This is a genomic window from Azospirillum sp. B2RO_4, assembly GCF_051124815.1.
In the GTDB taxonomy this organism is placed as follows: Bacteria; Pseudomonadota; Alphaproteobacteria; order Azospirillales; family Azospirillaceae; genus Azospirillum.
Genome location: NZ_CP118489.1, coordinates 491464 through 505841, shown reverse-complemented (window position 1 = coordinate 505841; position 14378 = coordinate 491464). Strand labels below are relative to the sequence as shown.

Annotated in this window: 11 protein-coding genes; 2 read left to right on the top strand and 9 right to left on the bottom strand. The window is 69.1% G+C overall.

The window, feature by feature from the left end; translation table 11 throughout:
* Nucleotides 1–119: 119 nt before the first annotated feature.
* Nucleotides 120–1298 (bottom strand): acyl-CoA dehydrogenase, encoded by a 1179-nt coding sequence (locus PWS46_RS25890; protein ID WP_434623816.1) that lies wholly within the window; start codon nt 1296–1298, stop codon nt 120–122.
* 258 nt (nt 1299–1556) lie between these two features.
* Here PWS46_RS25890 and PWS46_RS25885 point away from each other — a divergent pair, with 258 nt between their 5' ends.
* Nucleotides 1557–3275, top strand: a complete 1719-nt coding sequence (locus tag PWS46_RS25885) for a VTT domain-containing protein (protein WP_434623815.1) — start codon at nt 1557–1559, stop codon at nt 3273–3275.
* A gap of 13 nt (nt 3276–3288) precedes the next feature.
* Here the strand turns inward: PWS46_RS25885 and PWS46_RS25880 are convergent, their stop codons facing one another.
* The 8 genes from PWS46_RS25880 to PWS46_RS25845 all read right to left on the bottom strand — a co-directional run bounded on the left by PWS46_RS25880 (nt 3289) and on the right by PWS46_RS25845 (nt 13130).
* Nucleotides 3289–4233, bottom strand: a complete 945-nt coding sequence (locus tag PWS46_RS25880; protein WP_434623813.1) for a DMT family transporter — start codon at nt 4231–4233, stop codon at nt 3289–3291.
* Nucleotides 4234–4380: 147 nt separating this feature from the next.
* On the bottom strand, nt 4381–5517 hold the full coding sequence (locus PWS46_RS25875) for an alpha-hydroxy acid oxidase (protein WP_434623811.1): 1137 nt from the start codon (nt 5515–5517) through the stop codon (nt 4381–4383).
* A gap of 31 nt (nt 5518–5548) precedes the next feature.
* Complete coding sequence (locus tag PWS46_RS25870) at nt 5549–6385, bottom strand: IclR family transcriptional regulator (protein ID WP_434623809.1); 837 nt, start codon at nt 6383–6385, stop codon at nt 5549–5551.
* A 166-nt stretch (nt 6386–6551) separates the two neighbouring features.
* Nucleotides 6552–7484, bottom strand: a complete 933-nt coding sequence (locus PWS46_RS25865) for a dihydrodipicolinate synthase family protein (RefSeq protein ID WP_434623807.1) — start codon at nt 7482–7484, stop codon at nt 6552–6554.
* A gap of 50 nt (nt 7485–7534) precedes the next feature.
* A complete protein-coding gene (locus PWS46_RS25860) occupies nt 7535–9322 on the bottom strand; it encodes an ABC transporter permease subunit (protein WP_434623805.1) in 1788 nt (595 codons plus the stop codon).
* A gap of 1 nt (nt 9323) precedes the next feature.
* The gene (locus PWS46_RS25855) at nt 9324–10463 is read right to left on the bottom strand and encodes an ABC transporter ATP-binding protein (protein WP_434623803.1); all 1140 of its coding nucleotides are present in this window, start codon (nt 10461–10463) and stop codon (nt 9324–9326) included.
* A gap of 96 nt (nt 10464–10559) precedes the next feature.
* Nucleotides 10560–11642 (bottom strand): ABC transporter substrate-binding protein, encoded by a 1083-nt coding sequence (locus PWS46_RS25850; RefSeq protein WP_434623801.1) that lies wholly within the window; start codon nt 11640–11642, stop codon nt 10560–10562.
* A gap of 66 nt (nt 11643–11708) precedes the next feature.
* Nucleotides 11709–13130, bottom strand: coding sequence for an FAD-binding oxidoreductase (locus PWS46_RS25845; protein ID WP_434623799.1), 1422 nt, complete (start codon nt 13128–13130; stop codon nt 11709–11711).
* Nucleotides 13131–13405: 275 nt separating this feature from the next.
* On the opposite strand from PWS46_RS25845, the gene PWS46_RS25840 reads away from it, so the two are divergent.
* Complete coding sequence (locus PWS46_RS25840; RefSeq protein WP_434623797.1) at nt 13406–14359, top strand: exonuclease domain-containing protein; 954 nt, start codon at nt 13406–13408, stop codon at nt 14357–14359.
* Nucleotides 14360–14378 lie beyond the last annotated feature (19 nt).

Here is a 14378-nt window from a genome sequence, read left to right as displayed (position 1 = left end):
CGGTGGGCCCCTCCCTCTCCCGGGGCTCTCAGCGGATCTTCGATCCGCCTGACGCCGTCAGCACAAACTTCGTTTGTGCGAAAGGCGGGAGAGGGAAAACGCTACCTTGCGGGAGCGACTTAGAAGAACGCCTGCAGGCCCGTCTGCGCCCGGCCCAGGATCAGGGCGTGGACGTCGTGGGTGCCTTCGTAGGTGTTCACCGTCTCCAGGTTCACCATGTGGCGGATGACCTGGAACTCCTCGGAGATGCCGTTGCCGCCGTGCATGTCGCGGGCGACGCGGGCGATGTCCAGCGCCTTGCCGCAGTTGTTGCGCTTGATCAGCGAGATCGCCTCCGGCGACCAGCTGCCGTCGTCCATCATGCGGCCGACACGCAGGCAGGCCTGAAGCCCCAGCGTGATCTCCGTCATCATGTCGGCCAGCTTCTTCTGGACCAGCTGGGTCTGGGCCAGCGGGCGGCCGAACTGCTTGCGGTCCATCGTGTACTGGCGGGCGGCGTGCCAGCAGAACTCCGCCGCGCCCAGCACGCCCCAGGCGATGCCGTAGCGCGCCTTGTTCAGGCAGCCGAACGGGCCGCCGAGACCCGACGCGTTGGGCAGCAGGTTCTCTTCCGGCACGAAGGCCTCGTCCAGCACGATCTCGCCGGTGACCGACGAGCGCAGCGACAGCTTGCCCTCGATCTTCGGGGTGGAGAAGCCCTTGGTCCCGCGCTCCACCACAAAGCCCTTGATCTTGTTGTCATGGGCCTCCGACTTCGCCCAGACGACGGCGAGGTCGGCGATGGGGGAGTTGGTGATCCACATCTTGGAGCCCGACAGCAGATAACCGCCGTCGACCTTGGTGGCGCGGGTCTTCATGCCGCCGGGATCGGAGCCGTGGTCCGGCTCGGTCAGGCCGAAGCAGCCGACCAGCTCGCCGGTGGCCAGACGCGGCAGCCACTTCTTCTTCTGCTCTTCGCTGCCATACGCGTAGATCGGGTGCATGACCAGCGACGACTGCACCGACATGGCGGAGCGATAGCCGCTGTCCACCCGCTCCACCTCGCGGGCGACCAGCCCGTAGGCGACATGGCTGACGCCCGGCCCGCCATACTCCTCCGGGATGGTCGGGCCCAGCAGGCCCAGCTCGCCCATCTCGGTCATGATCTCGCGGTCGAACCGCTCCTCGCGGAAGGCGGAGATGACGCGCGGCTGCAGCCGGTCCTGGCAGTAGGCGCGGGCGCTGTCGCGCACCAGCTTCTCATCCTCGGTCAGCTGGGCTTCAAGGAGGAAGGCGTCGTCCCACTGGATGCTCTGCACGGTGCGTCTCCTGGTCGGGTGGCGGTTCGGCCGTCTGCGGTCGATTGGCCGGTCGTTTATTGGGACGCACTGTGCCGCGCCGGCGCCATAGCTGCAAACACATATTTTCTATCATGCCCATACCGTTTCGATATGGACCAAAGGAAACTGTCGCTATGCCGCACGGTTCCACAAAAGTTTTAACGTGAAGCTTACCTTTTCCTATGCAATTTTGCCGGCGGCACCCTTGCCGCCCCTATTCCAACGGACAGCCCGCCCGTGTTTGCTGCATTGCAACCAATAACCGCTTTCGCCGGCTTTCCCCTGTTGCTGGGCCTTGCTTTGCTGACGCTTCTGCACGAAGACGTTGCGATTGCGGTTGGAGCGAGCCTGGTCAGCGTCGGTACCGTCAGCATCGGCGTAACCGCCATCACGCTACTGTGCGGGATCGTTATCGGCGATTTGTTCATTTATGTCCTCGGGCTGTTGTCGCTGCGGATCAGTTGGATTCGCCGCCGGACCGAAGGACCGATGCTTGAGCGCTGCCGCGGGGCTTTGCAAAGAAACCTGCTGCCGACATTGGTGACTTGCCGTCTGGTGCCCGGCGTCTTGTTCCCGACCTATTTCGCCTGCGGCGTGATGCGGGTGCCGTTCCTGCGCTTCGTCGCCATCACGCTGGCGACGGCCGGCGTGCATGTCGGGCTGCTGCTGACGCTGATGACCTCGTCGCTGGAGGCGGCCGCGGTGCAGGTTCAGGTGATCGGCATCGCCTGCGCGGCGCTGCTGATGGTCCTGCGCACGCGGCGCGCCCACGCCGTCGCCACCGCCCTGTTCGCCCGCGTCCGGGCGACGCTGGAGCCGCATCTGCCCGCCGCCCTGCGCGATGCGCTGCACGGCAGCCCGACCCCGCGCGCCATCGCCCTGCCAGGCCTGCCGGTGGTGCCGGCCGGCGCCCCCACCATCGGCTGGGCGGAGCGCATACCGCCGCTGCTGTTCTACATTCCGCTGGTGGCGCAGTGGTTTGCGCTGGGCCTCCGCCACCGCAGCCTGACCCTGCCGACCGCCGCCAACCCGTCGATCGAGGCCGGCGGCCTGCTGGGCGAGTCGAAGATCGCCTGCATGGACCTGATCGGGCCGGCGGCACGCCGCTGGGCCGCGAAGTCGGTCGCCCTGGTCAACCGCCCCTCGCTGACCCCGGCTGCGTTGGACACGCTGGCGTCCGGCGCCGGCCTGTCCTTCCCGCTGGTCGCCAAGCCCGACATCGGCTGGCGCGGCATCGGCGTGCGGCTGGTGCGCGACGCCGCCGACCTCCACGCCTATCTCCGCGGCTTCCCGGCCGACGTCCGGCTGATCCTGCAGGAGCATGTGCCCTACGCCGGTGAGGCCGGCATCTTCTACGTCCGCAAGCCGGGGGAGCGGCACGGGCGCATCTTCTCCATGACCTTCCGCTATTATCCGCATGTGGTCGGCGACGGCCGCTCCACCCTGCGCCAGTTGATCGCCGCCGATCCGCGCGCCTCCTGGAAGGCGGATCTGCATCACGAGGCACTGGCCGACCGGCTGGACGAGGTGCCGGAGGCAGGCCGCACGGTGCGGCTGTCGCTGGTCGGCAGCAGCCGGGTCGGCGGCCTCTACAAGGATGCCTGCGGCCATGTCACGGCGACGCTGACCGCCCGCTTCGACGAGATCGCCGACCAGATGCCGGGTTTCCATTTCGGCCGCTTCGACGTGCGCTTCGCCTCGGTGGAGCGGCTGGCGGTGGGCGAGGATTTCCGCATCATCGAGGTGAACGGCGCCGGGGCGGAGGCCATCCACATGTGGGATCCGGAGTTCAAACTGGGCGATGCCTACGCCACCCTGTTCCACCAGCAGGCGCTGATGTTCGAGGTCGCCGCCGCCTGCCGCGCCCAGGGAGCCCGGCCGCTGAGCGCGCTGGAGCTGGTCCGTTACCAGCGCCGCCAGCAGAACCTCCTGCCGCTCTATCCCGCCTCCAACTGACGGCCACAGCAGTTCAGCGCGCCCGCGCCGACAGGACGATGCCGCCGGCGATCATCGCCACGCTGGCCAGCACGCCCGCACTCAGCGGCTCGTGGTAGAAGACCGCACTCAGAACCAGCGCCGTGATCGGCACCAGGCAGACGATCTGCCCGGCTTGGCTGGCCGGCATCACCGACAGCGCCTTGCCCCACCACCAATAGCAGAGCCCGGTGGCGATCAGGCAGTTATAGGCGACGACCGCCAGCAGGGAGCCCGACCAGTGGACCGGGTGCCCGGATTCGGTGGACAGCGCCAGCGGCACCATCACCAGCGCGCTGGCGGCGATCTGCCAGAAGGTCTGGGTCCAGAAGGGCGTGCGCCACACCCGCCGCCGGTACAGCGTCGCCCCCAGCGCCCAGCTGAGCGCGCAGCCGATCAGCAGGCCGTTGCCGATCAGCGCCTTGGCGTCGCTCCAATCCACCAGCGCCGGGTTGAAGAAGACGACCACCCCGGCGAAGGTCAGCCCCGCCGCCGCGGCGCGCCGCCCGGTGATCCGCTCGCCCAGCAGCAGCAGGCCGAGCGGCAAGGCCCACATCTGCATGGTGTAGGCGAGCACCGACGCCCGCCCCGGCGAGACGAACTGCAGACCGAGGTTGCTCAGCCCCATCATGCCGGCGACCTGCAGCAGGCCGACGACCGCGAGCATCAGCCGCTCGCCGCGCTGGGGCAGCAGGGGAAAGCGCAGGATCGGCGCCATCGCCGCGACGCTCAACGCGGTCCCGAACAGCCGCACGGCGCAGAAGGCGAGCGGCCCGATGTCGACCAGCGCCAGCTTCATCAGCGGCCAGTTGGCGCCCCAGAACAGGACGATCCCGGCAAGCTGCGCATAGACCGTCAGGCCCGGCCCGCCCGATGCCGTTTGGGAGGCCGTCCGGCGGCCAGTTCCCCGCCGCCCGCCATCCACCGCGTCCTCCGCCACGACCGCTTCCTCTCCTCTGGTTGCGGTGCATGCTAATTCCGCAGGCTGACAATCAGCCCTGCGTTCCTCTTGCGGCAGCCGTGCGTCGATGCGGCGCCGCCCCCTCCCCCGCATCGCCTGTCAATTCCGTGACTTGCTTCGCTTCCCTCAAAGCCGCAGATCGGCGACCGTCCGGCAGCCGAGCAGGGCCATGGTCCGGTCCAGTTCGTCCCGCAGGATCGCCAGCGCGTGTTCCGCCCCCGCCTGTCCGCCGGCCGCCAGTCCGAACAGCGGCGCCCGGCCGAGCAGAACCGCCGCCGCGCCGGCGGCCAGCAGCTTCGCGGCGTCGCTGCCGCGCCGCACGCCGCTGTCGGCCAGCACCGTCATCCGGTCGCCGACCGCGTCCATGATCCGCGGCAGCACGCCGAGCGGCGACGGCGCGCAGTCCAGGTTGCGCCCGCCATGGTTGGACACCACCACGGCATCGACCCCTGACCCGGCCGCGCGCAGCGCATCCTCCGGCGCCAGCAGGCCCTTGAGGATGATCCGGCCCCGCCAGCGGCGGCGCAGTTCCGCCACGTCGTCCCAACTCACCCGGTCGCACAGCCGGATCGGGTCGTGGGCCGTGGCGTCGGTGATGCGGGTGCGGAACTGCGGCGGATAGTGGGCGTATCCCGGCCAGCCGCCGTCGGCCAGCAGGCGCAGCAGCACCCCGCCGGCCCAGGCCGGATGGCGCGCCACGTCCAGGGCGCCGCGCAGCGACGGCGTGACCGGCACGGTGAAGCCGTTGTGCCGGTTGTACTCGCGGTTCGGCGAAACGGCGGTGTCCACCGTCAGGATCAGCGTATCGACGCCGCAGGCGGCGACGCGGTCGAGCAGGTCATGGGTCAGGCTGCGGTCGCGCCAGACATAGAGCTGGAACCACAGCTCGGCCCCGGCCTCGGCGATGGCCTCGATGCTGGTGATCGACTGGGTCGAGACGCAGAAGGGAATGCCGGCCGCACGTGCCGCCCGCGCCAGCAGCACCTCCCCGTCATAGCGGACCAGCCCGGCGGCGGCGGTGGGCGCGATGACGAAGGGCAGCGGGCGCTCGCGCCCGAACAGCGTCACGCCGGTATGGCGGTCGCCGCAATCGACCAGCACCCGCGGCGTCAGCTCGGCACGCTCGAAGCTCTCGCGCAACCGGCGCAGGGCCGTCTCGTCCTCGGTGCCGCGGTCGATATACTCGAACAGGCCGCGCGGCAGGAAGCGGCGGGCCTGCAATCGCAGCTCGTCGATGTTCAGGCATGCCTGATGGGCCGCCATCGGATCACCGCCTCCCGCGGGAAAGGACGCGTTATCGGGAATAGCCGCCGAACTTGTGAACGGAGATCGAGGCGGCGGCCACCTGCACATGGCGGGCGAGTTCCTGCTCGACCTGCTCCGGCGTCCAGCGCGTGGCCGGGACGGAGATGCTGAGGCCGGCCACGGCACGGCCATGCTCGTCGGTGATGGCGGCGCCGACGGAGATGTCGCCCATCACCGTCTCGTTGATCAGCAGCGCATAACCCTTCTCCCCCGCCTCGCGCACGCGGGCGCGCAGCCGGTCGGGATCGCAGACGGTGAAGGGGGTCAGCGGGCGCAGGTCGGTGCGGGCCAGGATGTCCTCCCGCTCCTCCTCCGACAGACGCGACAGGATGGCGGTGCCGGACGCCGTGTAATAGGCGGGCAGGCGGCTGCCGACCATGAACTCGATGTTGACCAGATGCTTGCCGGGAAAGCGGGCGACGAAGACGATCTCGGCGCCGTCCAGCTCCTGCAGGTTGGTGGTCTCGCCGACGCTGCGGCTGATGTCGAGAAGATAGGGGAAGGCCTTCTCGATCAGCTCGTTGGCGCGCAAATAGTTGTAGGAGAACTGCAGCAGCTTGGGCGTCAGCGCATAGTTGCGCGTGCCGTGGACGCGGCGCAGGTAACCCAGCACCTCCAGCGTGTAGACCAGCCGCTGGGCGGCGCTGCGGTCCAGGTTGGCGGCCTTGGCGATCTCCGACAGCGGCATCTGCCGGTGCGGCCCGTCGAAGGCGTGCAGGATCTGGAAGGTCTTCTCGGTCGAGCCGACGAACAGCGAGGACTCGCGCGGGTCGGCCTTCTTCGTGTCCGGCTCCGCCGCCACGCCAGCCGGGCCTGTTTCCGTCACGGACTCTTGCGCCTTCGGCATCCGTCCTGCTGTCCGCGTCATCGGCAATCCCCCAAGACTTCTTCATCCGGCCGGGCCGGCGCCTTCGCGCCATTGCCCGGCGCCTCCCGCGCTAACGCATAGCATCCGGCGAACCGATTGCCACGCGCCGCGCGGTTGCCGCCCGTCAGGCCGGCTGGGCGGCCGGCATGCCCTCATAGGTAACCAGCAGGCGCGACAGCTCGCGCCGCAGTGCCTGCTTCAGCGGCTCGCCCGGCTCGCGCAGCGGCATCAGCATCGCCGGGGCCTCCACGCCGACCAGATCCATCACCGACTTCATCGGGCCGGGGTTGGTCTCGGCGAAGGCGAGGTTCATCATCGGGATCAGCGAGCGGTGGATCTCCAGCGCCTTGTCCAGCTTGCCCGTCGAGGCGAGGTCGTGGATCAGGCGCCATGCCCGCGGCAGCAGGTTGGCCGTCACCACGATGCCGCCCTTGGCCCCGGCCGCCACCTGCAGCGGGAACAGCGTGTCCTCGCCGCTCAGCACCGTGAAGGACGGGTCCACCCCCGCCACCGTGCGCAGGAAATGGTACATGTCGGTGTTGCAGGCCTTCATGCCGATGATCCGCTCGTGCCGCGACAGCTCGTGCAGGATCTCCGGATCGATGGCGATGCGGGTGCGGTAGGGGATCTCGTAGATCAGGATCGGCACCGGCGATTCGTCGGCATAGCGCAGGAAATAGTCGCGGATGCCGGCCTGCGTCGGGTTGGTGTAGTAGGGGGTCAGCACCAGCAGCCCGTCCACGCCCGCCGCCGCGAAATCGCGGCCGGCGGCCAGCGCGTCGTAATAGCCGGTGTCGAGCACGCCGGCGATCACCGGGCCGCGCTTCTCGCCAACCTCGGCCATCGCCTCGACCGACAGTTCGGCGAAGCGGATGCGCTGGTCCTTCGCCAGCGCGCCATACTCGCCGGTGCCGCCGAGCGGGACCAGCCCGTCGATGCCCTGGCGGAACAGCCAGGAGAACAGCGCCTTGGAGGCCGCCACGTCGATGGTGCCGTCGGCTGTCACCGGCGTCGGGGTGGCGGGCAGAATGCCGCGAAGCTTCGTGGCGTCAAGCATGTCTTGTCCTTGGAAGAAGCGGGTGGCGATAAGCGGTTGGGGAGCCGGCCTCAGCCGGCGAGACTGCGCCGGCGCAGCCGATCCGCGACGAAGATCAGGGTGGCGACGAACAGCAGCAGCCCGGTCGACACCGCCGCGATGACGGGGGAGACCTGCAGCGTCACCTCGTCCCAGAACTGCTTGGGCAGCGTGGCGCTCAGCCCGCCCGAGGAGAACAGCGAGATGGTCAGCTCGTCGAAGGAGGTGGCGAAGGCGAACAGGAAGGAGGACAGCATCCCCGCCCCCAGGATCGGGAAGGTGACGTGCCGCAGCGCCGCCAGCGGCCGGGCGCCCAGGCTCTGCGCCGCGAGGTCGAGCCGGGTGTCGTAGTTGCGAAGCACCGCCATCATCGTCATCACCACATAGGGCACGGCGACGACCGTATGGCCGATGACCAGCCCCAGGATCGTGCCGACCAGCCCCATCTGGGCGAAGACATAGAACATGCCGACGGCGATGATCATGCGCGGGACGACGATCGGCGACAGGATGAAGGCCAGCATGGCGCCCTTGCCCCGCATCCGGCCGCGCACCATCAGGAAGGCGGCGGGAACGCCGATCGCCATCGACAGGAGGCCGGTGCCGAAGGCGACCACGATGGAACGCCACAGCGCCTGCATCCAGATCGGCGAGTCGAGCAGCTGTTGATACCATTGCAACGTGAAGCCCGACGGCGGCCAGGCCAGCCCGCCCTTGCCGAAGGACAGCGGGATCATCAGGAAGGCCGGCAGGCTGATCAGCACCAGCAGCAGCCAGACGAAGACGCTCAGCGCCACCGGACGCTCGGACCGGCCGCGGAGGGGGTGGCGGCGCGGCAGCAGGCCGATCAGCGCATCGCTGGCCGATCCCAGCGCCGCCAGCACGCGCCCGCCCAGCCGCCGCATGGCGGTGTCGCGGTTGCGCACCACCGCGCTCTCCCCGGTCAGCGAGGCGAAGCCGAAGACGCGGTCGTACAGCACGAACACCACCAGCACCACGGTCAGCAGCAGCACGGAGATGGCGCCGGCCAGACCCCAGTTCAGCGTCTGCTGCACCTGATCGATGATCAGCTGGGTGATCATCGTCTCCTTCCGGCCGCCCAGCAGGGCGGGCACGATGAAGAAGCCGATGGCCGACACGAAGACCATGATCGCCGACGCGGCGACGCCCGGCAGCGACAGCGGGAAATAGACCGTCCAGAAGGCGGTGCCGGGCTTTGCTCCCAGCGTGCCGGCGGCGCGCGGCAGGGTGCGGTCGATGTTCTCCATCACCGCCAGCATGGTCATCACCGCCAGCGGCAGCATGGCATGGACCATGCCGACCAGCACCGCGCCGAAGCCGTAGAGCAGGTCGGCCGGGCTGTCGATGATGCCCAGCGACATCAGCGTGCTGTTGACGACGCCGTTGCGGCCGAGGATGACGACCCAGGCGAAGGCGCGCACCAGGAAGCTGGTCCAGAAGGACAGCAGGACCCAGAAGATCAGCCGGCTCTTCGCCGGCCCCTTGGCGATGGAGATCAGGTAGGCGACCGGATAGGCCGCGACCACCGCGACCACCGTCGTCGCCAGCGAGATCTTCAGCGTGATCCACAGGACGGTGATGTAGAGGCTGGAGGCGAACAGCTGCGCGTAGGGCGCCAGCGTGAAGCCCTGCCCGTTGTAGACGCTGAGCGCCAGCAGCTGCCCGACCGGGAAGACCAGGAAGGCGACGAGCAGCAGGACGAGCGGGGCGCCCATCAGCACCGGCTTGCGCCAGGCGGGCGGGGGCGAATGGCGTTTGGCGCCGGCGGCGTGGGTCATGGCCATGGACTGTCCGCTCATCTCACGCCGTCCCGGCCGCTCGGGCCGCATCGGCAGTGCGGTCGGCGATCACCACGGCGTCGCGCCCGCTCCAGGACAGCGTCAGCACGTCGTCGATACGCACCGCGTCGTCTTCGTTGCGGGTCGGGAAGGCGGCGACCAGCGGCGGCAGCTTGCCGTCCAGCGGCTCCATGTAGACCTTGGTCAGGCTGCCGGTGACCATCACCTCCGACACGCGGCCCTGCAGGCCCGCATTCCCGGCCGCGCCCCCGACCGCCCCCCGGCGGGCGACGGTCAGGTTCTGCGGACGCACCATCACCCGCACCTCGGTGCCCGGCGGCAGGTCGTTGCCGTTGGCCAGCGCCCGGCCGGAGATGCCGCCGCTGCCCACGCCGATCTCCACCTCGTCGCCGCTGCGGCTGCGGAGCGCGGCGGGCAGGATGTTGGATTCTCCCAGGAAGTCGGCGACGAACAGCGAGCGCGGGCGGAAATACAAATCGGCCGGCGTGCCCAGCTGTTCGATCCGCCCGGCATTCATCAGGCAGATGCGGTCGGACATCGTCATCGCCTCTTCCTGGTCGTGGGTGACGTAGACGACCGTCGTTCCCATCTCCCGATGCAGGCGCTTGATCTCCAGCTGCATGTGCTCGCGCAGCTTCTTGTCGAGCGCGCCCAGCGGCTCGTCCATCAGGATGATCGACGGCTTGTAGACCATGCAGCGGGCCAGTGCGACGCGCTGCTGCTGGCCGCCCGACAGCTCGCGCGGGTAGCGGCCGGCGATGTGCGGCAGATGCACCATCTCCAGCGCCTCGCGCGCCCGCCGCCTGGCCTCGGCCGCCGCCACCTTCCGCATCTTCAACGGGAAGGCGATGTTCTCCTCGACCGTCATGTGCGGGAACAGCGCGTAGTTCTGGAACACCACGCCGATGTCGCGCTCATAGGGCGGAGCATAGGTGACGTCCTGCGACCCGATGCGCACGCTTCCCCCATCGGGCGGCACCAGCCCGGCCAGCAGGCTGAGCAGCGTCGTCTTGCCGGAGCCCGACGGGCCGAGCAGCGTCAGGAATTCGCCGTCGGCGACGACGAGATCCGTCGGGGCGAGCGCCACGAAGTCGCCGTAGCGCTTGGCAAGGCCCTGGACGGAAAGGCTGGAAGAAGACATGCGCGCCTCCTCGCGAAGGGGGGTGGGCCGAAGGGGAATGGGGGCGGAAAGGGCGGTGAGGGCGCGCCGCGACGGCGCACCCCCTCCCGCCGCACCTCAGCTCAGCAGCCAGGCGTTGTAGCGCTCCAGACCCTTCTGCTGGTTCTTCAGCCAGTATTCGGCGTCGATGTGCAGGCCCTTCTCGATGTTGGCCGGGAAGGTCGGGCAGTCGGCGGCGATCTTGGCGTCGATGTGCTTGAAGGCGTCCGGCTGGGTCACGCCGGCCGGGAAGAACTTCACCAGCTCCGCCTGCCGCTTGGGGTCGGAGGCGAACTTGATGAACTGGCGGCAGGCGTCGGCGTTGGGCGTGCCGGCCAGGATCGCCCAGCTGTCGAGGCCCCAGATGTTCTGGTCCCAGACGATGCCGACCGGCGCGCCGGCGGCGATGGCGGCCTGCGGACGCGACACCCAGGTCGGGACCATGTCGACCTCGCCCGACAGCAGCATCTGCTCGACCTGCGCGCCGCTGGTCCAGAACACCGCGATGTCCTTCTTGATGCGGTCCAGCGCCTTGAAGGCGCGGTCGAGGTCGCAGGGATAGACCTGATCGGTCGGCACGCCGTCGGCCATCAGCGCCTGCTCGATGGTGTCGAACGGGTGCTTGCGCAGGGCGCGGCGGCCGGGGAAGTTGGCGACGTCGTAGAAATCCTTCCACGAGGCCGGCGCCTTGCGGCCCTTGAAGGCGTCGGTGCGGTAGGCCAGCACCGTGGTGTAGACGTTGGTGCCGACGCCGTACTCCGACATGTACTGCTTGGGGATCGAGGCGACGGCCGGGTCGGCCTCCAGCCCGTGCTTCTCCAGCAGCGGCTTGTCGCCGCCGGTCAGCATCAGGATGGCCGGCTGGCTGATCTTCGCCATGTCCCAGGTGTAGGACTTCGCCTCCACCATCGAGCGGATCTGCGCCGTCGGCTCCGCATTCGCCTGGACGCCGATCACCTCGATGCCGGTCGCGGCGGTGAAGGGCTTGTAGAACACCTCGCCATAGGCCTTGGTGTAGATGCCGCCGTCGTCACGCACCACGATCCGCTTGTTCTGCGCGCGCGCCGGGCTCCAGATCGCCGGCATGGCAAGGGCGGATGCGCCGACGGCGCCGGCTTTCAGCAGGGAACGGCGGGACCAACCGGATTGGCGGATGCTCATGTCGGAACTCCTCTTGGTGGGCCGGAACGGCGAAGGAACGGCGGAAGAAAGGACGTAAAAGCGGACTCAGCCCGGCGGCAGCAGGCGGCCGGGGTTGAAAAGGTTCTGCGGGTCCAGCGCCCGCTTCACCGCGCGCATCAGCGCCAGTTCGGCGGCGGGCTTGTAGCGCGCCATCTCGCCCAGCTGGACGCGGCCGACGCCATGTTCGGCGCTGAAGGTGCCGTGCAGCCGGGCGGCTTCGTCGTTCACCGCATGGCGGATGGCGGCGCCCAGCGCCTCGCGCTCGGCAATCGCATTCCAGGCGTCGAAGGTGAAGAAGGGAATGAAGTGGACGTTGCCGTCGCCGAGATGGGCGACGACGATCACCGGCAGGTCCGGCACCAGCGCCCGCACGGCGGCGGTCGCGGCGTCGATGAAGGCGGGCACCGCCGACAGCGGCACGGCGCAGTCGGTGGTCAGGCCGACGCCGGCCTTCTTGTTCGCCTCCGAAACGCTGTGGCGCACCTCCCACAGGGCATGGCGCTGGGCGTCGCTGGCGGCGAGTGCGGCGTCGGTCAGCAGCCCGTCGGCGAAGGCGTCCTCCAGGATCGCCTGAAGCTCGGCGTCGAGCGCGTCGCCGTCGCTGTTGTCGGACAGCTCGATCAGCACATGCCAGTCGGCCGAAGTCTCGATCGGGCTGCGGCGGCCCGGAACCTGCTCCACCACCAGATCGAGCTGGAGGCGGTTGATCATCTCGAAGGCCGACAGCCGGGCGCCGCAGCGTTCCTGCACGCGGGTCAGCAGGGTCAGCGCGTCGGCCGGCTCGGCGATCCCGACCCAGGCGACGGCATGGCGCGTCGGCAGCGGGTGCAGCTTCAGCGTCGCCGCCGTGATGATGCCGAGCGTGCCTTCCGACCCGATGAACAGGTGCTTCAGGTCATAGCCGGTGTTGTTCTTGCGCAGGCCGTACAGGCCGGACCAGATCGTGCCGTCGGCCAGCACCACCTCCAGCCCCAGCACATTGTCGCGCGTGTTGCCGTAGCGCAGGACCGAGGTGCCGCCGGCGTTGGTCGCGATGGTCCCGCCGATCTGGCAGGAGCCCTCCGCGCCCAGGCTGACCGGATAGAGCCGTCCCGCCGCCGCCGCCGCTTCCTGCACGGTGGCGAGCACGCAGCCGGCCTCGACCTCCATCGTGCTGTTGACCGGGTCGATGCCGCGGATCGCACGCATGCGCGCCAGATTGAGGATGACCGGCGCCGGGCCCGTCTCCGACGGGGTGGCGCCGCCGCACAGGCTGGTGTTGCCGCCCTGCGGCAGCAGCGGAATCCCGTGCCGGGCACAGCAGCGCACCACCGCGGCCACCTGCTCGGCAGTCGCCGGCCGGACGAGGCAGAGGGCCGGCCCGCGGTAACGCCCGCGCCAGTCCTCCGTCGCGCCCTCCAGGTCGGATTTGGATGTCAGAACGGCGTCGGCGCCGATCAGGTCCGACAGCTCAGCGATCACGTCCACACGCGATCTCCTTGATCTGCATGGTGTCTGCGTTTGTAATCTCTATACGATTACAACAACTGAAATATGATAGCCTGTGATTGGCACGCCAACAATCCACATTTTGCATAGAGACCGAATTTTTGGTCGGCCGACCGAATTGGGCGCCATGCGGGCGAGCCATCCGGGACGCCGGCGCTGCGACGGCACGGACTCTCGACCTGCGGTGGCGGGCCCGCCTATAGTCGGCGCGTGTTTGACGCGGCAGGACCGTCCTGCCCCCGGGGCGAGAATTCATGAGCCGTTTGATCGATGCAGTGCTTGCCCGTCCGTCGGCGGCGGCGAAGCCCGTCCGGGCGCAGACCTCCGCCCGCCGCTTCGTCGTCATCGACTGCGAGACCACCGGGCTGTCGCCGGCCGGCGGCGACCGCATGGTCAGCTTCGCCGCCATCGAACTGGCGGAGGCGACGCCGACCGGCCGCTGTCTCAGCCTCATCTTCAATCCGGGGCGCAAGTCGAACCCGCATGCGCTGAAGGTGCATGGGTTGCCGGATCACCTGCTGCGCCACCAGGATCCGTTCCACAGCGTCGCCCAGGACCTTCGCGACTTCCTCCATGGCGCGGTGCTGGTCGGCCACAATGTCGGCTTCGACATCGACTTCCTGCGGCACGAGTTCCAACTCTGCGGCCTTCCCTGGGCGCCGGGCCAGTCGGTCTGCACGATGCGATATGCAAAGGGGCACCATGCCCGAGGGCAGGTTGCCGGACGCGCGTCGCTCGACGCGGTGGCGACGCTGTTCGGCATCGATGTCGGCATCCGGGCGCGCTTCCACGGCGCCTTCGTCGATGCCGAGATCACCAGCCGCCTGTTCCAGAAGATGATCCTCGGCAGCGCCGAGATGCTGGCGGTTCCCCATCTGGCGCCGACCAACCAGATCGACCCGCCGCCTTTGGTCCGGCCTCCGGCCACACCCATCACGCACGGCGTCGCCGGTCATGCCTTCGCCGTCACCGGCGAGCTGACCGGCCTGCCGCGCGAAGCCGTGATGGCCCGCATCCTGGCGCTGGGCGGACGCTGGCATCACAGCGTCCGCAAGGACACCGACTATCTCGTCGTCGGCCACGCCCCCGGCGCCACCAAGTTGGACACCGCCGCCGCCCGCCGCGCCAGATACGGCAAGCCCGACATCATCGACGAGGCGCAGTTCTTCGCCATGGTGACGGCGTCCCAGCCGGGAAAGCGCGGCTGACGCCTTCCCTATCGCGCCC